Below are 25,305 nucleotides of genomic sequence, written 5' to 3'. Positions count from 1 at the left end.
AATTCAAGCTCGGCTTTTTGGGTTGGGCGGTATAAGCAATGAATCCCGACACAACCTCTAATAAAAAGCAGAACATATTAAGCCGTACTGGAGAAGAGAACCAACACGTTACATTAGATTCCCGCTTAACACACCACACACATTGGTTTACCTGAAACTGGTTCGGGGTGAATTTCTGCTTCAATGCTGAATACCCGCTGTAATAATTTCGGTGTCATAACCTCTTCGGGTGAGCCTTGGGCGACAACCTGCCCCTGAGAAAGTAGTACCAGGTGGTCACAGTACCGGCTAGCCTGATTGAGGTCATGAAGTACGGTCACGACCGTTTTTCCTTCGTTGTTCAGCTCACGTAGCAGCTTCATCAATTCCACCTGATGGTTGATGTCAAGATACGTAGTAGGTTCGTCGAGTAGCACCAACGGCGTATCTTGGGCCAAAACCATCGCCAGAAAAGCACGCTGGCGCTGCCCGCCTGAAAGGTCGGCAACGCGTTTATCGGCAAGATGGCTAATCTGCGTTTTTTCCATTGCTTGTTGTACAAGACGACGATCATGAGATGTTAAACGCCCCCAGAACGTAAGCCAGGGGCTGCGTCCGTATGCAACCAGTTCATGGACGGCGATCCCTTCTGGTGTGAGAGGGTGTTGCGGTAAAAGCGCCAGATGTCTGGCGAGCTTGCGTGAGGAAAAGTGCGCTAAAGGTTCACTATCTATTGTTATCTTTCCAGATAATGGTGTTAATAGCCGCGAAAAGCATTTCAGTAATGTTGATTTCCCACAGCCGTTAGGGCCGAGCAACGCCGTGATTTTCCCGGTCGGGAGGGTGAGCGACAGGTCATTCAGAATGCGTTTCTCCTCGTAGCCCGCAGATAACTTTTCCGTAGCCAGTTCCATTTAACGTGTCCTCACTAAAAGCCAGAAGAAATAAGGGGCGCCAATGATGGCGGTCAGTACGCCAGCAGGCAATTCCATTGGTGGAGCTATGGTCCTTGCTAGCAAGTCGGCTAGCAGCAGAACCTGTGCCCCCATAAGCATGGATGCGGGTATAAGCCAGCGATGCCGTCCTCCCACAAGTCTGCGAACGAGATGGGGTACCACGAGGCTAATAAAACCAATCGGCCCGCAAACGGCGACGCCTGTTGCGGCAAGCGCTACTGCCAGCATTAATCCCCAGGATTGTACGTGTAGGAGCGAGACGCCCAGTGTGCTGGCGCTGTCATCACCGAGTGCCAGCAAATCTAAATCGCGACAAAAGCGTAGGCTGAGCGGTATCAGTATCATCAATACCGGCAGGGCTATAGCCACAAACTGCCAGTCGCGTCCCCACAGACTGCCCGTCAGCCACAAAAGCGCATTGTTGATATCTTGTGGGCGTGAGAGCATGAGGTAATCGGTGATGCTTGTCCAGGTAGCTGAAAGTGCCACGCCAACCAGTGCAAGGCGCAGTGGCGAAGAGGGACCGGCAATCGCCCGCAGTAGGATTAGCGCGGCCATTCCACCGCAAAAAGCGAGTAACGGAAGCCACTGTACCGACAGAGAAGGGAAAAGGAGCAGCGTGCTTACCGACGCCAGGCTTGCTGCATGATTTACCCCCAGTACATCGGGGGAGGCCAGTGGATTACGAACAATCCCTTGGACCAAAACGCCGGAAAGCGCCAGTGCAGCGCCTACAGTGATGGCTAGTAAAATACGCGGTAGGCGGTACTGCGTTAGCATAAAGTGGTGTTTGTCACTGGGTTGCCAGCCGCTTATTAACGCGTCCCAGGGAAGTGGTTGCGCCCCCATGCGTAGCGCTAGCACCAGCGTAATTGCCAGCAACATGACCAACAGTGAGATAACCTGACGATTCATGTTCGCCTCCTTGCCAGCCAGACAAAGCAGGGTGCGCCAATCAGCGCCAGTATCGCGCCTGCCGGGAGTTCCCCAGGCCAGGCCAGTGCACGGGCCAGTAAATCGGCAAGTAGCATAAATACTGCTCCCAGCAACATGCACATTGGCAGTGTGCGGCGTAGATCATAGCCAACCCAGAAACGCGCCAGATGGGGCATTAGCAGGCCAATAAACACGATCGGCCCCGCCACACTGACGCAAGCCCCCACCAGAATCAGCACCGCTAGACTGATGAAGATACGTAGGCGCGTTAGATTCACGCCAAGTGTATGGGCACTGACATCGCCAGCGTTGAGCAGATTAAGTGATTTCGCCAGCAACAAAACTACAGGTACAGTGACCACCACGAAAGGGAATAGTTGCCAGAATTCAGGCCAGCGGACATGGGAGACCCCTCCCGCCAGCCAATAGAAAATGCCGTAAGCATGATCTTCGGCAAGCAGTAGCGTAATACGTGTTAGTGCCATACATAAGGCCGATAAGGCAATGCCCGCCAGAATTAGCTGGTTGCGATCGTATTTTTGCTGCCAGCTACCACTTGCGGCCATCACTATCATCCAGCTAATTCCACCGCCACAAGCTGCCACCAAAGAAATAGAATATCCGGCCAGCGCTGCCGGACTGAAAGCGCTGACCAGCGCCATTGCCAGTGCTGCGCCACTGTTAATGCCCAATAAGGAGGGGGAGGCCAGCGGATTATGGGTGAGCGTCTGGAGTAGTGCGCCGGCCAATGCCAGAGCTGCGCCGAGCAGAATAGCAACCAGACTGCGTGGTAGCCGCAGATTGATAACCAGCGCCTCAGGCAATGTCGGTGTATGACCTGGCACCAGCGCCTTAAGTGCGCTAATGGCGGGAATGGGAATAGCGGAGTAGCAAAACAGGCTTAGCCAGAACGCACTCAACAGGGCAACCAGCGGCAATCCCCAGCGCCAGACCGCATGGTGATGGCGTCTCATGGTGTTTCATTAACTGGTTGATGATGGAAGATTTTTACCGCATCACTGCCGATGCGTTCAGCGGCAAATATCCCGCGCATACGAGCCCAAGTATTGCTATCTACCGCTGCTATCTGATGCTTGTGCTGTGCTGTCATCATCTGCCACAGCGTATCTTGCTGCCAGCGCTTCACGATGCTTTCCTGGCGATAGTGGGCGACGATAAGCCAGTCAGGATTGAGTGCCAGTAACTGCTCTAAGTTGAGAGAAGCCATTGCCGCATGATTAACTGGCGTGGGAACCTTTAGCCCTAATGCCGTTAAGACGCTGCCGGTATAGGTGTCGCTGGAATGCAGGTTAAATTGTTGTTCGCGCGAGGTGCCAAAAACCACACTGACGCCTTGTGGCAACTGACTGGCATAGCCTTTCATGCGTTCACGGTGTTCTGCCAGCCGTTGTTGCATTTCACTCTCTTTCCCCATCACTTTGCCGATGATCGCGGCAGATTGCAGGTTTTCTTCGTAGGTTTCGTTGCGGGACTTTAGCAGTAGGACGGGAGCGATGCCCTTGAGTGCCCGATAGATCCCCGCGTGGCGTTGACTGTCTGCAATGATGAGATCAGGTTTTAGCGCGCTGATGGCTTCAAGGCTTGGCTGAGCGCGAGTACCCGTTGATTGCCAGGGTTTAATACGCTGGCGAACATCCGTGAGGATGCGCTGCGGATCATTATCATCGGCAATACCTACCGGGCTGATATTGATGGCGGCCAACGCATCAACAAACGATAATTCCAGCACAACTACGCGCTGGGGAACGGTATTGAGGGTAAAACTGCCCTGCTCATCCTGTACCGTGACCGCAATGGCATGGGGCAGGCTGGCGAAGAAGAGCAAAACGATAAACATTACGTGAATCGGTGCAAGCATAACTTAGCTCCAGAAATAGCAAAGCCGGGCAATGGCCCGGCGAACGGATTAATGTAACGTCAGAATTTTACAGAACCTTGCATATAGAACGTACGTGGCTGCCCGGCGTAGAGGCCTTTGTTATTGTCATCATAGGAGCGGGTGTAATACTCGTGGTCGAAAATGTTTTTCACCCCAAAGGCTAGACTCAGATTGGCCATTTGTGGACCGAAGTCATACGCCACGCGCGTATCCCACAGCATAAAGCCCGGAATGCGGCCGGTGCTTCCATTGGCGCTTTCCTGCACGGTATTAGCGTTATCAGCAAACTGACTGGATTGGGATGTGCTGTTGAGGTTGAAGGTCCAGTTACCCGGTTTGTAATCTATGCCAAATGCACCTTTATGTTTCGGTGAGAACGGCACTTGATTCCCGTAGGTGTTGCCTTCTTCACGAATTTCTGCGTTGACATACGTGTAACTGGCGTAAACCGAAACGTTCTTCAGCTTGGGCGTAAGTTCCGAAAGATCGTAACGTGCCTGAGTTTCCAGCCCTGTGTGTCGGGTTTTCCCACGTGCCGTAACAGTATCATTAGTCTGGTTGGAGTCGTACTGATTGTTGAAGTTAATCAGGAACAGCCCCATTTCCGCTGCCAATGCGCCGTCATCGTAGCGAGTTCCGACTTCCCAAGTTCGCGCCTTTTCAGGTTCTACATTGCCGCTTTTCACAGCCTTACCAATTTGGCTGTATTGTACGGTACCGAATGAGCCTTCCGTATTGGCGTAAAGATTCCAGCTATCAGTAATATGATAAAGAACATTGAGTGCGGGCAGCGGCGCATCGTAACTTACTTCTTGGCGGGTGCCTTTCACATTGTTGTTTTGGAAGGATTTGATATGTTCGAATCGTATTCCAGGCGTGATGGTCCAGTTGCCGATATCAATGCGGTCGTCAATATACCAAGCATGAGCCTCGGTGCCGGAACGAGTATTACGGTCATAAGGGCTTGATGTGCTGGGTAATTCGCCGCTGCGGGTGGCGGTGTAGTAACGCATTTCGTGACTGGCTTCATTCACATAACGGTAGCCAATCCCTACTTCATGGGCTGAAGGACCTAAATTGAAGAGCTGGCTATAGCGTGGTTCGATGCTACGCACCCAATATTCTCGCGGGGAAAGGGTAATGCGCTTGCCCTGCTCAAGATAACCGCTGCGCAAGGTATGAGTGTATAAGCCCTGAATATTGAATTTGTGGTGCTGGTCGGGTTGATACTGATAGCTGAGACTTGCGAGCTGACGGCGGCCCCAGAAGCGGTCATATGGGCGAGTGGATTGCCAGCGATTGGCATCGTAATCGGCGCGTGAAAGGCCACCGGGCATATCCGCACTGCCATCGTAATATTGCAGTAGGCTGTTGAAGGTGTGCGCTTCATTGGGTGCATAGCGGCTTTTGAGCATCACGTCATCAATGTGTGTGGCGCTGTGCTCGCGCCAGTCGCTGCCGCGTGTGCCGGAGTAGAGAAGCGCTGTGCCGAAACCGTTATCTGCCGTACCGCCAATCATCAGATTATGGGTCTCTTTTGGATTATTTTGTGAGGATGTGGGGCTAAGTTGTCCTTCCACACTGGTCTCAATACCAAAATCCTGCGGGATAGCGCGGGTCACGAAATTCACCACACCACCTACGCTTTGTGGCCCGTAGCGCACAGCGCCGCCGCCGCGTACCACGTCTATTGCGTCCATATTGCCGAGAGATACTGGCGCTAATGATAGCTGTGGCTGTCCATAAGGCGCGAAGGGTACCGGAACGCCGTCCATCAGAACCGTAGAGCGGCTGGCGAGACGTGGGTTCAGGCCACGAATGCCAAAGTTCATTGCCAGGTCGTGGCTGCCGGTACCATTGTTTTCTGGCGCGTTGACGCCGGGAATGCGGTTCAGCACTTCACGCATTGTGGTTGCGCCTGTTTTAACAAAATTTTCCCTGCGGATGACATCACGCGCGCCTGCATGTTCAAACACGTCAGCTTCACGCGCACTACCTAGCCAGTCGCCTACCACGGTCAGCACGTCTTTCTGCGCAACAGGAGCGGGTTCGAGTGTGAACGTGTTATTGCCTAATGTTTTCACCTGCAAATCAGTGCCGACCAGCAAGGTGCTCAGTCCATCGGTGATGGAGTAATTACCGTGTAGACCGCTACTCTGTTTGCCGCGGGTTAAGCTGGCATCTATTGAAAGGGTAATACCGGCGTGGATGGAGTACTGATTAAGCACTTTATCCAGTTCGCCTGCATTAATGTCATAGTGTACGCTAGCTGGCTCTACAGCAGCATACGTTATCCCTGAGGTTAGGCAGGCCACCGGTAACAGGCTCAAACGAATCGCCATTACCAGCGGTGTTGCTTTGTGAAGCGCGCGCAGTGGCTGTGCACGTAAAGGCATCATAACGTCTCCATAATCATTTTATTGCTGTATTCACTTATGAAGTCGAACGAGGAAACAAAAAAGGACAATCGAAAATGATTATTTTTTACGTTAACGATTGTTCTGCGGGCAGAACATTCACCCAAAAACGGGTAATGTATTGAATCTTAACGGGAAGCGTTTTCTCTATGACGGTTAATATGGTATCGGTATTTTTCATCGGGAAAGTACCACTTAACCGTAGCGAGGCGACGGCCGGGTCGCAGCGTAATATACCGCTTCGATAGCGGGCGAGGGTTGCTATCACTTCACTCAATGGTTTATCGCTGAAGCTTAGTATACCCTGCGTCCACGCGTTGTCTTCGGCGGCTGCCGCGGTCAGTTCATCAAAATTGGTGGCGCTGAATCTTAGGCTTTCGCCCTGATGCACAATACATTTGCGGTCGGCACCGGTCAGTATCACCTCTACGGCATGTTGCTGCACGCTAAGTAGTGTGGTGTTGGCTTCCTGACGAACCGTAAATTGGGTACCTAGCGCAGTCAGTTGTGCATGACGGGTTTGTACACGCAACAGCTTTGCTCCGGTATCATGTCCGGTAGTGATGGCAATTTCGCCATACCAGAGATGTACCAGACGTTGTTGAGGAGTAAAATGGACATCTACGGCACTGTCGGCATTGAGTGTAAGCAGTGTGCCATCGCTCAGTCGATGATGCTGAATATCCCCTTTAGCAGTATGGTAATCGGCTCGCAGACCTTCTCCCACTTCCGAGTACCACAGTTGCCAGCTACCGCCAACCCCCAGTAACAATAGTATGCCTTTCATCACCCTGCGTCGTGACAGATAAGTTTCCTGAAGTACGTGGCTTGCCGCATTACCTGGCACTACAAGCATCTGGTCACGAAGATTTTCCACTTGCTGCCATGCCCACTGATGATCCTGATGCTGCTCGTACCAGCGCTGCCATTTTTCAGTTTGCAGCGGGCTGACCTGATCGCTATTCAGTATCGCATACCAGTGCGATGCTGATTTTAATGCCTGACGGCGAGAATGGGTTAACATAGTGTCCATATCAGAGCCCATTTTCCAGACGAAACAGCAGGCAGTGTTCGGTGGCTTTAGCCATATATTTTTTCACGGAACTGACGGACACATTGAGGCGTGAAGCGATATCGCTGTAGGTCAGATTTTCAAGCTGAGACAATAAAAACGCTTGGCGCGTTTTGTTGCTCAGACCATCGATCATCTGGTCGATTTGCTGGAGTGTTTCAAGTTGACACTGACGGATTTCCGGCGAGAGCATAAGCGCCTCGGGCCGTTGCGCCAGTAGCTCCAGATATGCTTTCTCCAGCGCGTTGCGGCGAAACAGATCGATCATCACCCTTTTGGCGATCGTGCAGAGGAAGGATTTTTGGTCGCGAATAGCTTGTAGCGAGTCGCCGGCCATCACACGCAGGAAGGTATCTTGTGCTACGTCGTCGGCATCAAAGGACGATTGCAGTTTGCGCGTGAGCCAGTTTTTCAGCCAGCCATGATGCGCGCCGTAAAGCGATTCAAGTGTTAGCTCAGCGGAAACAACAATGCGGTCAGACATACCCTATAACATCAAAAGTAAATAATCACGGTATCATCTTAATGTGAGAATAGTTATCATTACAATCATTCCGAAGGTTTTTTATTTCATGTTGATGTGATTTAAGTCGGTGTAGTCGGGAGAGCTGTCTCTGTTTCGTTAATAATGTTGGAGAAAGCGGTTAATGAAGACTGAGCTACGGCCGGAAAAAACTTGAAGTCAGTCATAAAAAAGCGGTAGAGAAAGGCGAAAATCGGTACGAGAAAGCGGATTGATGCACCGAGCCAATTAACCTAAAGAGCGCTTTTTACTTACTCCGTAGATCCCGATTTACTCAGGTTAGACCATGTGGTTTATCGTTTTTCGTGCTATCTGAAAGCAAAGGGTTACAGAAACTTTCACTTATTCAAGTAAAAGTAAATATACCTTATCCTGAACGTGATAAAACAGGTATTAAGAAAAGCCGTTTTTATCTATCAGTGTGGTTTTAGAATCTGGGAAAAGAGTCAAGCGTACTATGAGTAAATAGGTAAAAACTTAAATCATCAAAGGTAAAAAGAAGTGATTAAGAATTTTTTAAAGTGGGTGAAAAATTTGATGCTATATTGGCATTGCAGGAGAAAATATTAGAGAAAACGGGTTTTAAATTGATTAACCAAAGTGGTAAAATAACAGTGTTAACCCAATGACAAGAATATGAAGTTATATCAAAACATTTAACCGCATTAACCGCATTAACCGCATTAACCGCATTAACCGCATTAACCGCATTAACCGCATTAACCGCATTAACCGCATTAACCGCATTAACCGCATTAACCGCATTAACCGTATTAAGTGTTGATTTTAATACCATTAGCATACTTGCTGCCCTCTCTGGTTTTAAACCTAAAAAAATAAAATACAGGAAAAAGAAAAAACAAGTATTAACTTAATGAAAATGGGAAGGTTTAAATGAGGGGTGGGAGATGGAAAAAAACTATTATATTTGCATAAACTATGAAAACCATTTATTAAACGAATTTCTAATTACAGGCTCTGAGAATTGATTCACATGTTTATCATCTTTATTAACATGGTTAATTGTCTCTTTTTACCTGCATATTAAATTTTTGTGATTACTCGCTCATTTTTTTCGGTGATTAATTAGATAAGAGTTATAAAAACAGATGCTCCATTAGTGCGAAGTTTTTAAAAGGTACAGGGTAATTAAAAACGGCCTATTTGCCACTATGTTTAATGTATTTATCGGCGATGCTACTTTTCTATTATTTTATATTTAACTAACCGACTATGGCTATTTAAAAATGTAAACATAGTGATGATTTATTTAATTGGTTGATTTTTATAAATAAATATTCATTCGTGGTAATGGTTGATTGTATTTAATCTAAATCCATCAACAAAGAGTTAAAAAGAAACCAATGCGTAAAATAATATTGTCGTAACAGTATTATATTAAAGTATTTTTCGCCATTATTTTATAAAAAAAGCCGTAAAAAATGATGCGATAAAAAAGGGATAAAACGGTTAGTTTGGCAGGGTTTAAACTTTGAAAAAGAAGTGATTATCCGAAAAAACACAAAGGGGGATCTTTATATCATCAGATTATTTACTGGTTAATTTATGTGAAAAAATAAAGGATTGTGCTCTATAAAAACAGCTTTAAATTACCGATAAAATAGTGTCAGTTAAAGATAAAAGCGGGTATAATTTACATTAGGTAAACGTAAAGTACGATATTCCATGATAATTAATCTTAATAAAAATCGGGCGTCAAAAGTGGTAAAAAAACTATTAAAGTTTTATGCTAATTAAAATCAGTGGTTGAAAACATGACTTTTAATAATAGTTTAAAACCTGCCCATTTTAAAGCTATCAGTGGAAACGGAGAAATAAAAATTGGTTTGGTTATATTTATGTTTTCGGGGGAAAAGGATAAATGAAAATATGAATTCGTTAATCTGTTTTTCAAGATGAAGCGTTTTAATAACGTTTTCAATCGGAGAATAAATTTCTTCATAAACCAGTTAAATAATCGATGATAAAAAATAAGCATAACAAAATCCCCAGATAAATGATTTAATCGAATATAAATTGGGTTACTTGCAGCGTTATTATATTGCATTTGTTATACAACTCTGTGATACCTTAAATACGTCAGTTTAAACTTGCTTTATCCTGCTTTAATCGTTGAAGAGTCTGTACATTATTCTGTGTAATTGCCACCTGATTATAAGTGGCCGTCCACACACGCAATGAGGATGTCTTGAAGTCCTATTGATACCCAGTGCGAGGAAAACCGCTTTGTTGATAACGGTGCCATTGATTAGAGCGGGATTTTGGCGCATTTTTCTCATAGCTAGGATGGTCAGTCAGTTCAGCATTCAGGCCGTTTCGATGGTCAGCTTAGTGAGCATGCGGGAAAACTGATTAAGATCGGCTTCAGTTTTGAGGCTTTTAGTCAATTCGGCAGCGAGAGCTTTAAGTTTCTTTTCGTCCATAATTTGCCTGTCTCCGTTGTCGGAAGGAATATATCAAAAACAGGCAATTACACAATTTAAATTACAGTCTTAAAAAAGAGGTCAGATATTTTTAGATAGTATAAAGGGGAGGTAAATTTAGTTTGTGAAACATGTTATAATTCTATTTGTTTTTGTTAAGGAGGAAAATGGAATGAAAGCGATATCAAAAATTAAACGCTCGCATATCATGAGGTCTATACACTCAAAAAGTACAAAGCCAGAAATCATTGTCGGAAAAATCCTAAACAATCTTGAGATTAATCACATCTCCCAATGTGAAAAAATATATGGCAAACCAGATTTTGTGTGTGTCGAGCATAAGGCCGCCATACTTGTTAATGGCTGTTTTTGGCACCGTCATTCGTGCCACATGTTTAGGCCGCCAAAATCTACAAGTGAATATTGGACCAAAAAGCTCAAAAATAATATAGAAAGGGATATGCGTGTTATATCTAATTTAAACAATCTTGGTTATAGGGTTCTGGTTGTATGGGAGTGTGCATTGTTAGGGAAGAAAAAACTGGACAGCATTATTTTGCAGGATTGTATTGAAGAGTGGATTTTTACAGGTATTAGAAATTGCGAGATAGACTATCAAGGGATTAAACTTATGCAGTCGTTATGCTAGCAAACCTAAACAGTGAAGATCGAGAAATCATCCCTCTCTCCTTTCTTTGACTCATTAAGCTCTCATTTCACCCTTCATTATGGCGTTTTTTATACGGTTTTGCGCACACTTAAATAAACAAAAAAACCATAAAAACAATAAGATGAAAATAAAAAAATTATTTCCAACTTATGTTGTGCACACATCAGGTTTTGTTTATCATGTATAAAAGATCAGGTTAAGGCCGATGAGAACGAGAGTGAAGAAATGACAACAAGCATTACACCAGAAATTAAAAGTGAGAAAATCCATTTACGGATTACTCCATCTCAAAAGGAAATATGGAAAGCTTTAGCTGAGGCGCAAGGTGTAAGTTTAGCAGCATGGATTGAAAATAAAATATCGATGGCATTAGCATCGAATAGTGATATCTTTCAAAAAGAAAAATATAAATTGGTTTCGCTTTTTGCTGGTTGTGGCGGAATGGATTTAGGCTTCTGTGGCGGTTTTTCTGTCTTGAATAAAGAATATAAAAAAACAAAATTTGAAATTATTTGGGCTAATGAATTCAACCCCAATGCAGTAAAAACATATAAGAAAAACTTTTCTCATGATATCGTTGAAGGCGACATATGGGAACTTATCGATTCAACCCCTACAGAATGTGATGTACTGATAGGAGGTTTCCCCTGCCAAGATATATCTATCAATGGTAAAAGAGCTGGCGTAGACGGAAAGCGCAGCGGTTTATATCTTGCTATGGTCGATGCTGTTAAACGCTCACGACCAAAGATTTTTATTGCTGAAAATGTCAAAGGGCTACTCATGAAGTATAACGAAGAATCTTTAGCCCGTGTTATAAAGGATTTCAGTGAATTGGGTTATAATGTTAGTTATAAACTATATAATTCAGCCAATTTTGGTGTACCCCAAACGAGAGAGCGAGTTTTTATTGTTGGAACATTACATGGAAACCCTTTATTCAAAGAACCTGTTGATATTCTCCATAAAAACGAATGGTTGACTTGTTATGATGCGATTCATGATTTAGAAACCGTTGATGAAGATCGCAATCTTAATCATATTTGGAGTAAGGCTAAAAAAAGCCCAGACCAAGGAAGTAGACGTTTAAAGGAAGATAAGCCATCTCAGACTATAAGAGCGGAATGTCATGGTAATATTCAGTTCCATTATAAATTAGATCGTCGTATTTCGATGCGAGAGGCTGCACGTCTCCAGTCATTTCCTGATAATTTTGTTTTCGAATCGAACTTGAGGGAAACCGAAAGACAGGTTGGAAACGCTGTTCCACCGGTTTTAGCTTGGCATTTAGCGCAAGCTGTTGAAGAATATCTCGATAAATTATAAACAATATATACCCAATGGATTTCAAGATGCATCGCGACGGCAAGGGAGCGAATCCCCGGGAGCATAGAGAACTATGTGACCGGGGTGAGTGAGTGCAGCCAACAAAGAGGCAACTTGAAAGATGACGGGTATATTTAGAATACCATGACTGTTATTTGTTATCAGTCATGGTATTGTTGTAAAGACTCAATATTTAGCAGTTATAAATAGAGTTTCTGATGGTCTCCATCCTACAGCATAGGTATCTGCCAGTTTTAACCAGTACTTAATTCTTTCTTCTTTGGGAAGAATTACTCCCCAATACTCTTCAAATAAGGCATCTTCTAATTCATAAAATGCTCGAAGCATTTCGACCTCTATATCTTTTAATGCCCTTTCTATATAATTGCCACCTCTTTCTGGCGACGATCTCATTGCGACACTTCCAGCAGAAAATAAATCTCTAGCTTGATTACACAATATGCCATAATATGTTAGAAGAAACATTGTCACATCATCGTATTTTCCCGATACTCGGCTAGATTTAACAATCTGTGGACAAAGTACTGCTGATTCTGCTCGATACTTTCGTTTCTCCGGCTGAGAAAGTTTTGTATATAGCCTTACTTCCAATGGTAGAGTTCTTTCATCAGGTTGATCATCAATCCACCAAAGCCTTTCACCGGGCTTTAACCTATTTTTTGCATACTTTCTAATGAAGGGCATTTTTTCTTCCGGACTTAAAATCCTGAAGTCGTTATAGCTTATATTGAGCTTATCGAATAATGGTTCTTTGGCATTAATTTCCACTTCAAATCTTGGAACATGAGACGTTCTTACATGCATGATACATTCTTCATAATGCCCCCATTTAGCTTCTGGTTCTCCGCCAATTTTTCCCAAAAGTAGATATACATAATCTACTCCTTGCTTACGACTCCCTTCGAAAATGCTATTTGCTATTGATCTCCATGTATTATTATCTGAATATTTTACTTCTACACCAAAGTTTCCAATAATTATGTCTGGAAACGCTTGTGCAGGCGGATTCATATCTACAAATAACCCCATGTCCGTTAATATCTCTCCTAAAACCTCTCTGACTCTTTGCTCAAATTTTTTTGAGTTATGATGCTCGTTTGATGATCTCAAGTCTTGAGTGAGTTTTTCTGTTGCCTTAGTTAATAAGGTCTCAAAAATTTGGCGCTCTATCATTTTTCATCTAACATCTTTTCTATCCATATATGCCATTAGATTACAACGACATGTGCCGTGGTCACAAGTTATAATAAAGTGATTAAAAATCAATTAAATAGAGCAAGATACCAAAGAGCTGAAGTCGTTTTGTTGACACCCACTAACTCTGCCGCAGTGCGGGCTGTAGCCCCCGCCACAAAGAGTTCCTGAAGATGTTTTTGCTTGTATTGGCTAATCCGACTTTTTCTCATTTGGATATCCTAGATCAAATTACTTATCTAGGGCAGCCCCAATTATTTATTGTTAGGAAATATTTTAAATTGATTGTAATTTAAACATATTATTTTTCCACAGGACCATACCATCGCCATATGTGCATTAAGTACATCTTTAACTGATGTGTCCTATTTTTTGCAGACAGACCTGACAAATGATAGTAAAAACTATTAGTATCGGGAAAACGATCACTTTAGTTTGAGAACTATTTTCAGGGAAGTAGAAATGTTACATGTACTTGCGTGGCCTGATCTGTTTATTTGCATTTTTGTCGTTTTCTTTGCTTATCTGGTTTTTGGTATGGCCGGGTTTGGTTCTGCTCTTGTTGCTAGCCCAGTTCTGGCATTTTATATTCCTGTAGCGAAAATTGTTCCTATGCTCGCGTTGGTAGATTTAACCGCCGCAGTGATTAATATTACCAGAGAGGGTAAAAAATCAGAGTTTAGTGAGCTCAAATTAATGATTCCATTAATGGTTATCGGTAGCTTGATTGGCGCCGCCGTTTTATTGATGGCCCGACCTGATGTTTTAGTTCTGGTGTTGGGGTTATTTGTTGTTTTCTATTCAATTTATTCGCTATTTTTCAGTAAAACTTACCGTCAATTCCCCGCTAAAGCCGCTATTCCATTTGGTCTGAGTGGAGGTATTTTCAGTGCGCTATTTGGTAGTGGCGGTTTTCTATATGCAATTTATCTAACTGGGCGGATATCAGATAAGGAAATTTTCAGGATTACTCAGACGACTTTAATTGGTTTCAGTACCCTGACGAGAGTGATTATTTTTGTTGTCATGGGTATTTATCTGGACACCTCATTTTTGTTATTGATACTGGTATTTATTCCAGCCATGTTGTTGGGAATCTATGTTGGTCGCCAAGTGACACTGAAAATCTCCAGAGGAACATTTTTGAAGTTTATCAATATTATTGTACTGGCTTCGGGGTTAATGCTGATATATCGTTATATATTTACTGTTTGAAATAATAACCAATAGGAATTAACGCATTCAATATAATATTATTAATTTGTTGTTTTCAGTTCATTTCATATTTATTCTCTTTGTTTTTGCTGGATAGATATAAATAAAATGAACAGTCGTGATTATAGAAATAATAATTTTTTTGCCATTTTTACTATTACCACGAGTGTCGCTGTTATTGGCATTGTCATTGGTTTGACTATCCCAATGATAGCGTTACGCTTGAATAGCCAAGGTATTGATGAGTTGTACATTGGTTTAATTTCTGCGGCTCCGGCATTGGGGGTTCTTTTGAGTGCTCCGGTCGTCCAGAAAATTGTAGCTCTGGTAGGTAAGAAACACGTCATGATGATTGCAACAGGGGTTTCTGCTGGCAGTTTGCTCCCACTTTTGGGGTCGTTGCCGATGGAGTTGCTTTTTCCTCTGCGGCTAGTTACTGGTGTTGCTAACGGGTTAATGATCTGTCTAGGTGAAACCTGGATTAATGAACTCTCTGAAGAGAATAAACGAGGCAGGGTACTGGCTGTTTATACAACAGTTTTTACTGTCAGTCAGTTGCTTGGCCCTTCTATCATTGCTTTTTATGGTATCGCAGATAAAACGCCGATACTGATTTGTACTCTGATCCATATCTTTTCACTGGTGCTCTTTGTCATGGTAGATCAGAAGAAAGGCGATAAGTTGCCGCAACACAGTAAGCAATCCAATTTCTCTATTGTTCAATTTGTGAAGATTGCACCGGCGATCTGTGGTGGTGTGCTATTTTTTTCCTTTTTCGACGGGACCATTCTTTCTATGTTTCCCATCTACGGGATGAGTTATGGGTATATCGAAGCGGTAGCTGCACTGATGATAAGTGTCATTCTTGCTGGTGATGCAGTGATGCAGCTTCCGTTTGGTTGGCTGGCGGATCATATGAATCGTATGCGCCTATACCAGATTTGTGGTGTAGCAACGCTCGGAGCAAGTGCATTATTGCCGTTTGTTATGACATATCAGTATCTTATCTGGCCTTTGTTGATTGTTTTAGGGGCAACTGCGGGGGCTATCTACACCATTGCATTGGTCCAAATCGGTCAGTATTTTTCAGGAAATGATCTGATAGTGGCTAATGCCGCGGCGGCTATGTTGTGGGGAATTGGGAGTTTGTTTGGACCACTGCTTGCCGGTATAGCGAGTTCAGTGACGCCATCAGGTTTACCTGTTCTGCTTGTCATCATTGCAGCACTGTTTCTGGTTTCAACCATGGATCGGTTTAACCCGCAAGGTGATAAAAGCTGAAGTATTCAGTTGGTAGTTGTACAGGCGTAAAAGCTGGCTGTGAATAGCAGTCAGCATTGAGTGAATCTTATTTATTATCAAGTCGTTAGTAAGTGGAATCCTAAGATTGAAACATTGCGATTAATTATCGTAAAAGGTTTAATCTCCAGAAGTCATTCTTGTGATACTTAGCTAAATAATACTGTTAGCTATTGATTTCGACACGATGATCACTGGATAATCTTTCGCCTCAAATTTTCTCACTGCTTTCTATTCTAAAAGCCAAACGATTGCTTTTGTGATTTATTGAACCGATTGGGGCAATGTTGTTGTGTTATTAAGCAAGGTGATCGTTTTCGTTTGATGAGGAAGTGGAAGAAGTACCATGAACATAATGCAGGGGAACGACATGTTTGGCACTCAGGCACCAGTTAAATGCAAACTGGACAAGTATTTTAAATTGACTGAACGTGGCACAACGGTACGCCGTGAAATTCTGGCAGGGATCACAACTTTCTTGGCGATGGTTTATTCAGTCATCGTTGTACCGGGAATGTTAGGGCAGGCAGGGTTTCCCCATACTGCTGTCTTTATTGCGACTTGTTTAGTTGCCGGTTTTGGTTCTTTGTTAATGGGGCTGTGGGTTAACTTGCCAATGGCAATTGGTTGTGCAATTTCGTTGACTGCATTTACCGCTTTTAGTTTGGTTTTAGGACAGCAAATCACTATTCCGGTTGCACTCGGTGCGGTATTTTTGATGGGATGCTTGTTTACGGTGATTTCTGTTACCGGTATTCGTTCTTGGATTTTACGCAATATACCAATGGGTATTGCGCATGGTGCAGGGATTGGTATTGGGCTGTTTTTGTTACTGATTGCGTCAAACGGTGTTGGTTTGGTCATTAAGAACCCTCTGGAAGGTTTGCCTGTTGCTTTGGGGGCGTTCACCTCTTTTCCGGTTATGATGACTCTGCTTGGGCTGGCTGTTATTTTTGGTCTGGAAAAATTGAAAGTTCCCGGTGGTGTGCTGTTAGTGATCGTGGTGATTTCAGTTATTGGGCTGATTTTTGATCCGGCGGTGAAATATCAAGGGTTCTTTAAGATACCGAGTCTGGGAGATGATGGCCTGTCCTTGATTTTTAGTATGGATATTATGGGGGCTTTGCAGCCGATTGTGTTACCCAGTGTGTTGGCGTTAGTCATGACTGCGGTGTTTGATGCGACCGGTACCATCCGTGCGGTAGCAGGGCAAGGGAACCTGTTGGATAAAGGCGGACAGATTATTAATGGCAGTAAAGCGCTGACTGCCGATTCTGTTAGTAGTATTTTTGCCGGCGCTATCGGTGCTTCTCCGGCTGCGGTATATATCGAATCAGCCGCGGGTACCGCAGCCGGCGGTAAAACAGGTTTAACCGCAACAGTTGTCGGTATCCTGTTCCTGTTAATTTTGTTCTTTTCTCCACTTTCCTATCTTGTACCGGCGTATGCCACCGCGCCGGCGTTGATGTATGTTGGTTTGTTGATGCTGAGTAATGTCAGAAAGCTGGATTTCGATGATTTTGTTGGGGCGATGTCCGGTATGCTTTGCGCGGTCTTTATTGTTCTGACCTGCAATATTGTAACCGGTATTATGTTGGGTTTCAGTTCGCTGGTTGTTGGTCGTATCTGTTCCGGTGAATGGCGCCAATTGAATATCGGTACCGTGGTAATTACGATCGCTTTAGTAGCATTTTATGCTGGTGATTGGGCTATTTGATTGATTAAAAAGTGCGTAATGGGTGTTCACCCCTGCGCACTTTGCCAATTCTTGCGATTACTTTTAAATTCTCAATTATTTCCCCTGTATTTATCTGATTAGTTTACAATATTCCTGTAATTCTTTCGGATACGGCTCCGCGTGTATCTACCTTTTTCGATTGATTCAGTTATTTTAGTATTAAGATTTATTCTCACTGTTTTGTGTTAACGGGAAGAAAAAGAGTTTCAATCTGTATACCAACGGTTCTTAGGCAAATTGTAAGGGCAACATGGAAATATTCTTTACTATTCTGATCTTGATTTTGGTGGTTTCAGTTTCTGGCGTTCTGACTAAAGTGATTCCGTTCCGCATACCTCTGCCGTTAATGCAAATTGCTATGGGAGCATTGCTGGCTTGGCCGCACTTTGGCTTACATGTTACTTTTAATCCTGAGCTATTTCTCGTTCTGCTAATTCCTCCTTTGTTATTCGTTGATGGCTGGAAAATGCCGACCAGAGAGTTTTTCCAGTATGGACGGGAAATTTTCATACTGATGCTGGTATTGGTGCTGGTTACTGTTGTCGGTATTGGTTATCTGATTTACTGGCTGATGCCAGGTATTCCGTTAATTGCTGCTTTTGCCCTTGCTGCTGTGTTATCGCCAACAGATGCGGTGGCTTTATCATCCATTGTTGGAAAAAGGCGTATGCCTAAGCGCATGATGAATGTGATGGAAGGGGAAGCGTTAATGAACGATGCTTCAGGCCTGGTAGCCTTAAAGTTCGCTGTAGCGATAGCAATGGGAACGATGGCATTTTCTGTTACTGGCATGACCATAGAATTCTTCAAGGTTGCTATTGGCGGTTTGTTATCCGGTATTGCAATAACTTGGTTGTACAGTAAATCCCTGCGCTTAATGAACCGTTGGAGCGGTGGCGATCCGGCAACCCAAATTGTTTTCATGTTGCTGTTGCCGTTTGCTTCTTATCTGATTGCAGAACATATTGGCGTTTCCGGTATCCTTGCTGCGGTTGCCGCGGGTATGACGATCAGTAAATCTGGGGTCATCCGTAATGCTCCGTTGGCAATGCGTTTGCGTGCTGATAGTGTCTGGTCAATGCTGGCGTTCGTATTTAACGGCTTGGTGTTTGTCATGTTGGGCCTGCAATTACCGGGGATCTGGCAAACTTCCGTTATACAGGCAGAAATTGATCCAACCGTTGAAACTTGGATGCTGTTCGCCGCAGTTGCAGTGATTTATGGAGCCCTTTTATTACTGCGTTTCTGCTGGTTATGGCTGATGAAGAATATCAGCAAATTTTTTATGAAAAAAAATCCACTGAATTTTGCGACTTATACCACTCGTGAATTATGGCTGGCATCTTTTGCCGGCGTTCGTGGAGCAATCACACTTGCTGGCGCACTGTCTGTTCCTCTGTTTCTGGCGGATGGTACGCCATTCCCGGCCCGTTATCAGCTTATCTTTATTGCTGCGGGAGTCATTCTGTTCTCGTTGTTAATTGGCGTTCTCTCTTTGCCATTCCTGTTACGGGGAATGCAAACTTCCGATAAGGAGGCAGATATCAGTGAGGTCCGAATGGCGCGGGCAGCTATGGCGGAAGTGGCGATTGTCAGTATGAATAAGATGGAAGAGCGTCTTTCTGCTAGTCCCGAAGAGCAACTGGATGCTGAGGTGATTACTGAAGTTGCTTCCAGAGTAATTGGTTATTTGCGTCGCCGTACTGTAGGGCAGGATGAGATAGAACATAGCCTGCTAGTGGAAGATTTGGAACGTCGTTTTCGTCTGACCGCATTAAGGGCAGAGCGTGGTGAGTTGTATCATCTGCGTGCGACCAGAAAAATAAGTAATGAGACACTTCAAACCTTGCTACATGATTTGGATTTACTGGAAGCTCTATTGGTACAGAAAGAGCATTGATATCCTATAATTTGTGAGTTGTCACGATAATCTTGTGAGTCGCCGTGTTCAGCCTGATCGGTGGATATTTCGCCTGTCAGGTTGATAACTGATTTTATATGTTTACTCGTATCTGGCTGGTGGTATTGGTTTTCCCGCCGTAGATACCGGAACCTCTCGGCAATGATGAATAATATGTTGGTTCCGGTGGAATGGCTGATCAATTTACCATTGGTGGTTGTTGCGTTGTTCTGGGGGCATCAACGTTTAATTTTGCAATTCCTTTTACGAATGGCAGATTATCCATCGCGTGCTGGCGTGCGGAATGGATAAACGCGTCAATCTCAGGCTGATACTGTTCGCCTTCACGAACGGCAGCGTACAGCCTGCTCCATAAACCTTCTCCCAGTGTTTTAGTTACCACTAACTCTTGCCTTTCAAATGTCTCAACAACCCAATGTGGCAGAGCCGCGATTCCCATGCGGGCCGCGACCATTTGGATCAGTAACAGGGTGTTATCCACATTTTTCAACGTAGGGACAACACCCGCCGGTTGCAAGAAACGCCGCCAGATATCGAATCGCTGACGTTGAACGGGATAGATCATCAATGTCTCATCAATTAAATCTTTTGGCTGGATGTGCAGTTTATTGGCCAGAGGATGATCCGGAGCAACAACCAGTTTGACCTCATAATCAAATAGCGGTGTGTAGTGCAAATGACTCTCAGGAAGAATATCTGATGTCAAAACGACATCCAATTCTCGTTGCAGTAATGCAGGTTGTGGATCAAAAGTGACGCCGGATTTGAAATCCACATTGACTTGTGGCCAGGTTTCTCGGAAATGCTTGAGTGCAGGTGTCAGCCATTGAATACAACTATGACATTCAATAGCGATACGCAGATTTGTTTGGCCCGGCTCTTTACATTCGCGCAGTGCATTTTGAACCAGAGGGAGCACTTGTTCTGCTAGTCGTAATAAAACTTCACCCTGTGGCGTGAAACGAAGCGGTTGACTTTTACGAATGAACAACCGGAAGCCAAGACGATGTTCAAGATCGCTGAACTGATGAGACAAAGCGGATTGTGTTTGATGCAGATGATTGGCTGCTGCCGCTAATGAACCACAATGACTCAATGATTGTAATGTTTTTAGATGTTTTATTTCGATCATGAGAAACCTTCAGGATGATAATGAATAAATTGCGCTTGTGGTTTATACCTTACCTGTTGATTATGGATGTGTAAACATCTAGACGGCTAAAAATGACGGGATAATGAAATGACGACTATTAATCACACACTTGGCTTTCCACGTATCGGTTTGAAAAGAGAACTTAAAAAGGCTCAGGAAAACTATTGGGCAGGGAAAATTTCTCAGCAAGAATTATCGGAAACTGGCCGTGAGTTACGTGCCCGTCACTGGGAACAACAAAAGCAGGCTGGTGTTGATTTAGTGCCGGTTGGTGATTTCGCTTGGTATGATCATGTTCTAACCACCAGTTTACTACTCGGTAATGTGCCCCCGCGTCACCAGAATCCAGATGGCACGATTGATCTAGATACACTGTTCCGTATTGCTCGCGGTCGTGCGCCGACGGGTGAACCTGCCGCCGCCGCAGAAATGACTAAATGGTTTAATACTAACTACCATTATATTGTGCCGGAATTTCAGCAAGGGCAGGAATTTAAGCTGAGTTGGACTCAGTTACTAGAAGAAGTGGATGAAGCCTTATCTCTGGGCCATCAAGTGAAACCCGTTTTACTGGGGCCGATAACTTACCTGTGGTTGGGTAAAGTGAAAGGTCAGGGATTTGATCGTCTCTCTTTATTGAAAGATATTCTTCCTGTTTATCAGCAAGTATTAGCTGAGTTAGCTAGACGAGGTATCGAATGGGTTCAGATTGATGAACCTGCGCTGGTACTGGAACTGCCAGCAGAGTGGTTGGCAGCTTATCCGGTTGTTTATCAGGCACTTCAAGGACAGGTTAAACTATTGCTGACTACCTATTTCGATAGCGTTGGTCACAATCTAGAAACGATTAAATCTTTGCCGGTACAAGGGTTACATGTGGATCTGGTTGCTGGTCAGGATGATATCGCGCAACTGAATGAGTCATTGCCGAAAGAGTGGGTGCTTTCCCTTGGTGTGATTAATGGTCGTAATGTATGGCGTGCTGATTTAACCGCTAAGCATCAGCTAATTAAGCCATTGGTAGGTAGCCGTACACTGTGGATCGGTTCTTCCTGTTCTCTTCTGCATAGCCCTATTGATCTGAGTGATGAGACTGCGCTTGATGCAGAGGTGAAAAGCTGGTTTGCGTTCGCATTGCAGAAATGTGAGGAGTTAGCTTTGCTGGCTGCGGCATTGAATCAGCCAGATGGCAGTAAACAAGCAGAATTGGATGCTTACAGTGTGCCAATCCGTGCACGTCGTGAATCTAAACGAGTAAATAATCAGGCAGTTACTGAGCGCCTGGCGGCAATTAAGCCACAGGACAGTGAGCGTAATCAGCCATACCCGCAGCGTGCGGAAATACAGCGTCAGCGCTATAACTTGCCATTGTGGCCGACAACAACCATTGGATCATTCCCGCAAACGACGGAAATTCGTGGCTTACGTTTGGATTTCAAAAAAGGCCGGGTAGATGGTGCCAGCTATCGTACCAATATCTGTGAACATATTAAGCAGGCAATTAACGAACAAGAACGTTTAGGATTAGATGTATTGGTTCATGGCGAAGCTGAACGTAACGACATGGTGGAGTACTTCGGTGAACACCTCGATGGTTTTGTCTTTACGCAGAATGGTTGGGTTCAGAGCTATGGGTCCCGCTGCGTGAAGCCACCAGTGATTATTGGTGACGTCAGTCGTCCAGAAGCTATCACGGTAGAATGGGCTAAATATGCTCAATCGCTGACGGAGAAACCTGTCAAAGGGATGTTAACTGGGCCGGTGACAATTCTCTGTTGGTCATTCCCAAGGGAAGATGTCAGTCGTGAGACGATTGCTAAGCAGATTGCATTGGCTCTGCGTGATGAAGTGGACGATTTGCAAGAAGCGGGTATTGGTATCATCCAGATTGATGAGCCCGCATTGCGGGAAGGTTTACCACTGCGCCGGGAAGAGTGGCAGTCCTATCTTGATTGGGCGGTAGAAGCATTTAAATTGAATGCGGCAATTGCTAAAGATGACACACAGATTCACACTCATATGTGTTATTGCGAGTTCAATGACATCATGCCTTCCATCGCAGCATTAGATGCGGACGTGATTACTATTGAAACTTCCCGTTCGGATATGGAGCTGTTGGATTCATTCGAAAACTTCTCTTATCCGAATGAAATCGGGCCGGGTGTTTATGATATTCATTCACCTAACGTACCTAGTGTTGAATGGATTGAAGCTCTGTTACGTAAAGCGGCTGATCGTATTCCGATCGAACGCCTGTGGGTTAACCCGGATTGTGGCTTGAAAACCCGTGGTTGGACTGAAACTCGCCAGTCACTGGCAAATATGGTGCAAGCGGCGAAACGTCTCCGTGAATCAGTGAAATAATTAATCCAATAACCCAACAATTTGCCTGTCACCTTTAGTTGGTGATGGGCATTTTTCAAAAAATAATCTTTCTTTTTGCAATAGCGCGTAGTGATGCGATTTAGCCAGAATCCTTTCTATTACCAAACTTTTAGTAACTTATATATGCCATATTGGTATTTGAAAAAACACATTTTATTAACAAAATAACCATGGAAGTAACAAAAAGGAAGCATTGTAATAGAAACTTAATAATTAAAGAGGGGATTATATGGATGTTAATAAGTTGCAAGGTAAGAAAAGTAGCTCTCGAAGAAATTTTTTAAAAAGTAGTGCCGCTATTACGGCGACTGCGGCGTTTGCTCCGATTGCTCTAGCTCGTACGGAAGCAAAGTTATCCTCACAATATGGAATAGGCGTATGTACGCTTGCGCCAGAGCAGATATCAGGGCCGTATTTCCGCAATGACAAAATTGTAAGAAGGGATATTACCGATTCAGAGTTAGGAATACCTTTTTTATTGAAAATTACTGTTATGGATAAAAAAACATGTAAACCGGTTGAGAGTTTATTTGTTGATATCTGGCATTGTAATAGTCGGGGAAAATATTCTGGTTGGAGTTATATCAGCCCCGATATAGTACCTAATGTTGATGGAGTAGGTTCTAGCAATAGAACTGATGATCAAAATTTTCTAAGAGGAGCTCAACCCTCGGATAAGAATGGGGTAGTTAATTTTACGACTATTTATCCTGGGTTTTATGCTGGTAGAGCGACTCATATTCATATTGCAATCAGAAAATTGAGTACAGATATCACTGACAAAGAGCATTTTGCTTTTGTTGGTCAAATGTATTTTCCAGAAGAGATCAATACAGAGGTTTATAAGTATGATCTGTATTCAAAAAGGAGGGTCATCCGAACCCAAAATCATGAAGATGAATATTTTAAAAATATGAATGGTCATCTTTCAGAAATAAAAGTAATAAAAATAGATGAATCTGATATTAACCGTGGGATACTGGGTGAAATAATTCTATCGATAGACTTGGAAAATATATCTAATTTCATAACTAAAGATGACTTATATTCCCATACGGTATGACCGGTTTTGTTGAATAAACTAAATTTCAATGTAATAACAGTCTAAATTATAAAGTAACCTATGTAAATGGTATGCTGATTAATAATTTAATAAAGTATCAGGTACTTGATATTTACATATGGATATTGTGCAGGCACAGAGAGGATTATCTTTACTGTTTGATTGATATTATCAGTAGATCATATTTTCTGTGCCTGTCATTTTCTCAGAGAAAAACTTTCAGTCCCGCAAGCAGAATGTCAAATTAATGAGTTGTACCTCCATTAATGGCGATATCTTCACTGTTTTTTAATGCTTCATCGATAGCAATTTCCAGCGTTGTTATAACTATTTCTAGGGCCATGCTTGGAGTTCCTGAATACCGAGCTGCTTGCTCAGGCAGATAAGGGATATGGATAAATCCACCGCGTATTTCAGGATTGGTGCATGCCAAATGATGCAACAAGCCGTACATGACGTGATTACAGACAAAAGTGCCTGCGGTTTGTGAAATGGAGGCAGGGACTCCAGCATCACGCAAACCCTTGACTATCGCATTGATCGGTAATGTGGTGAAGTAGGCGGCAGGGCCTGTTGCGACTATGGGGGTATTGATAGGCTGATTACCTTGATTATCAGGAATGCTAGCATCATTGATATTAATTGCCACGCGTTCCACGGTAATATTCGGTCTACCGCCTGCCTGCCCTACGCCAATGACCAGAGCAGGCTGTACATCATCAATAGCAGCATACAGACAAGCCAGAGAGACGTCGAACACACATGGAAGCTGACGCGCTTCAACGCGGGCCCCGCATAATTCTCGTCCCTGTAATTGTTTAGCCGCTTCCCAGGATGGATTAATCGTTTCTTTATCGAAAGGTTCGAAACCTGTAATTAAAACTGTTTTTTGTGTCGTCATGGATAGTTCCCTTATATGGAGGAAAGAGTCTAATATATCTAAACAATATGCATCTTATGAAAAGATAACTGTGATATTTATATTTGGTAATTGTTTTATTTTTGTTGAAAATATAATTGTAATATATTGGTGAATAAGCAAGAAAAATTGTTTATTAGTTATAGAAGTAAAATACAGTTAATTTTTTAATAT

Annotated in this window: 19 protein-coding genes and 2 pseudogenes; 8 read left to right on the top strand and 13 right to left on the bottom strand. The window is 43.7% G+C overall.

What is annotated here, in order from left to right:
* Window positions 1-125: 125 nt before the first annotated feature.
* From fecE to ACGF5R_RS04290, 9 genes and pseudogenes are all read right to left on the bottom strand, one after another.
* Entirely contained in the window at window positions 126-893 is a 768-nt protein-coding gene (gene fecE / locus ACGF5R_RS04330) for a Fe(3+) dicitrate ABC transporter ATP-binding protein FecE (protein WP_262981458.1), read from the bottom strand.
* Complete coding sequence (gene fecD / locus ACGF5R_RS04325; RefSeq protein ID WP_112878775.1) at window positions 894-1,850, bottom strand: Fe(3+) dicitrate ABC transporter permease subunit FecD; 957 nt, start codon at window positions 1,848-1,850, stop codon at window positions 894-896.
* Window positions 1,847-2,845 carry an iron-dicitrate ABC transporter permease FecC gene (fecC, locus tag ACGF5R_RS04320; RefSeq protein WP_112878776.1) on the bottom strand — a complete coding sequence of 333 codons (999 nt, stop codon included), beginning with the start codon at window positions 2,843-2,845 and terminating at the stop codon, window positions 1,847-1,849. The genes fecD and fecC overlap by 4 nt, the downstream gene beginning before the upstream one ends.
* Complete coding sequence (locus ACGF5R_RS04315) at window positions 2,842-3,750, bottom strand: Fe(3+) dicitrate ABC transporter substrate-binding protein FecB (RefSeq protein ID WP_387689898.1); 909 nt, start codon at window positions 3,748-3,750, stop codon at window positions 2,842-2,844. Before ACGF5R_RS04315 ends, fecC begins: the two co-directional genes overlap by 4 nt.
* A 59-nt stretch (window positions 3,751-3,809) precedes the next feature.
* On the bottom strand, window positions 3,810-6,170 hold the full coding sequence (fecA, locus tag ACGF5R_RS04310; RefSeq protein WP_262981456.1) for a TonB-dependent Fe(3+) dicitrate receptor FecA: 2,361 nt from the start codon (window positions 6,168-6,170) through the stop codon (window positions 3,810-3,812).
* Window positions 6,171-6,255: 85 nt separating this feature from the next.
* A complete protein-coding gene (gene fecR, locus ACGF5R_RS04305) occupies window positions 6,256-7,221 on the bottom strand; it encodes a ferric citrate uptake sigma factor regulator FecR (RefSeq protein ID WP_387689895.1) in 966 nt (321 codons plus the stop codon).
* A 1-nt stretch (window position 7,222) separates the two neighbouring features.
* Window positions 7,223-7,744, bottom strand: a complete 522-nt coding sequence (fecI, locus tag ACGF5R_RS04300) for a ferric citrate uptake sigma factor FecI (protein WP_112878780.1) — start codon at window positions 7,742-7,744, stop codon at window positions 7,223-7,225.
* 544 nt (window positions 7,745-8,288) lie between these two features.
* The gene (locus ACGF5R_RS04295; protein WP_387689893.1) at window positions 8,289-8,585 is read right to left on the bottom strand and encodes a hypothetical protein; all 297 of its coding nucleotides are present in this window, start codon (window positions 8,583-8,585) and stop codon (window positions 8,289-8,291) included.
* A 1,451-nt stretch (window positions 8,586-10,036) separates the two neighbouring features.
* Window positions 10,037-10,227 (bottom strand): annotated as a pseudogene (locus ACGF5R_RS04290) (IS256 family transposase); the annotation flags it as partial.
* A gap of 172 nt (window positions 10,228-10,399) precedes the next feature.
* Here ACGF5R_RS04290 and ACGF5R_RS04285 point away from each other — a divergent pair.
* Both ACGF5R_RS04285 and dcm read left to right on the top strand, forming a co-directional pair.
* Window positions 10,400-10,876: a very short patch repair endonuclease gene (locus tag ACGF5R_RS04285; protein WP_049585191.1), complete on the top strand. Its 477-nt coding sequence runs from the start codon at window positions 10,400-10,402 to the stop codon at window positions 10,874-10,876.
* Window positions 10,877-11,122: 246 nt separating this feature from the next.
* Entirely contained in the window at window positions 11,123-12,223 is a 1,101-nt protein-coding gene (gene dcm, locus ACGF5R_RS04280) for a DNA (cytosine-5-)-methyltransferase (protein WP_074524953.1), read from the top strand.
* A 186-nt stretch (window positions 12,224-12,409) separates the two neighbouring features.
* Here dcm and ACGF5R_RS04275 read toward each other — a convergent pair whose 3' ends face one another.
* Together ACGF5R_RS04275 and ACGF5R_RS04270 are read right to left on the bottom strand one after the other, a co-directional pair.
* Window positions 12,410-13,417, bottom strand: a complete 1,008-nt coding sequence (locus tag ACGF5R_RS04275) for a restriction endonuclease (RefSeq protein WP_112878783.1) — start codon at window positions 13,415-13,417, stop codon at window positions 12,410-12,412.
* 107 nt (window positions 13,418-13,524) lie between these two features.
* Window positions 13,525-13,650, bottom strand: a pseudogene (locus ACGF5R_RS04270) (IS1595 family transposase); the annotation flags it as partial.
* 250 nt (window positions 13,651-13,900) lie between these two features.
* On the opposite strand from ACGF5R_RS04270, the gene ACGF5R_RS04265 reads away from it, so the two are divergent.
* The 4 genes from ACGF5R_RS04265 (at window position 13,901) to ACGF5R_RS04250 (ending at window position 19,590) form a co-directional block, all read left to right on the top strand.
* Window positions 13,901-14,653 carry a sulfite exporter TauE/SafE family protein gene (locus tag ACGF5R_RS04265; RefSeq protein WP_387689891.1) on the top strand — a complete coding sequence of 251 codons (753 nt, stop codon included), beginning with the start codon at window positions 13,901-13,903 and terminating at the stop codon, window positions 14,651-14,653.
* A gap of 108 nt (window positions 14,654-14,761) precedes the next feature.
* Window positions 14,762-15,934, top strand: a complete 1,173-nt coding sequence (locus ACGF5R_RS04260) for an MFS transporter (protein ID WP_387689889.1) — start codon at window positions 14,762-14,764, stop codon at window positions 15,932-15,934.
* A 388-nt stretch (window positions 15,935-16,322) separates the two neighbouring features.
* Entirely contained in the window at window positions 16,323-17,669 is a 1,347-nt protein-coding gene (locus ACGF5R_RS04255) for an NCS2 family permease (protein WP_112878786.1), read from the top strand.
* 271 nt (window positions 17,670-17,940) lie between these two features.
* A complete protein-coding gene (locus ACGF5R_RS04250) occupies window positions 17,941-19,590 on the top strand; it encodes a Na+/H+ antiporter (RefSeq protein WP_387689887.1) in 1,650 nt (549 codons plus the stop codon).
* Window positions 19,591-19,789: 199 nt separating this feature from the next.
* Here ACGF5R_RS04250 and metR read toward each other — a convergent pair whose 3' ends face one another.
* Window positions 19,790-20,743 carry an HTH-type transcriptional regulator MetR gene (gene metR / locus ACGF5R_RS04245; RefSeq protein WP_112878788.1) on the bottom strand — a complete coding sequence of 318 codons (954 nt, stop codon included), beginning with the start codon at window positions 20,741-20,743 and terminating at the stop codon, window positions 19,790-19,792.
* A 108-nt stretch (window positions 20,744-20,851) separates the two neighbouring features.
* On the opposite strand from metR, the gene metE reads away from it, so the two are divergent.
* Complete coding sequence (gene metE / locus ACGF5R_RS04240) at window positions 20,852-23,128, top strand: 5-methyltetrahydropteroyltriglutamate--homocysteine S-methyltransferase (RefSeq protein ID WP_387689885.1); 2,277 nt, start codon at window positions 20,852-20,854, stop codon at window positions 23,126-23,128.
* 250 nt (window positions 23,129-23,378) lie between these two features.
* Window positions 23,379-24,212 (top strand): intradiol ring-cleavage dioxygenase, encoded by an 834-nt coding sequence (locus ACGF5R_RS04235; protein WP_112878790.1) that lies wholly within the window; start codon window positions 23,379-23,381, stop codon window positions 24,210-24,212.
* A gap of 244 nt (window positions 24,213-24,456) precedes the next feature.
* Here the strand turns inward: ACGF5R_RS04235 and pcp are convergent, their stop codons facing one another.
* Window positions 24,457-25,113 carry a pyroglutamyl-peptidase I gene (gene pcp / locus ACGF5R_RS04230; RefSeq protein WP_387689883.1) on the bottom strand — a complete coding sequence of 219 codons (657 nt, stop codon included), beginning with the start codon at window positions 25,111-25,113 and terminating at the stop codon, window positions 24,457-24,459.
* Between the last annotated feature and the right edge of the window lie 192 nt (window positions 25,114-25,305).

The sequence above is a fragment of the Photorhabdus sp. RM71S genome (genome assembly GCF_042879355.1).
Lineage (GTDB): Bacteria > Pseudomonadota > Gammaproteobacteria > Enterobacterales > Enterobacteriaceae > Photorhabdus > Photorhabdus kayaii.
This window is presented reverse-complemented; position numbering and strand designations above follow the sequence as displayed.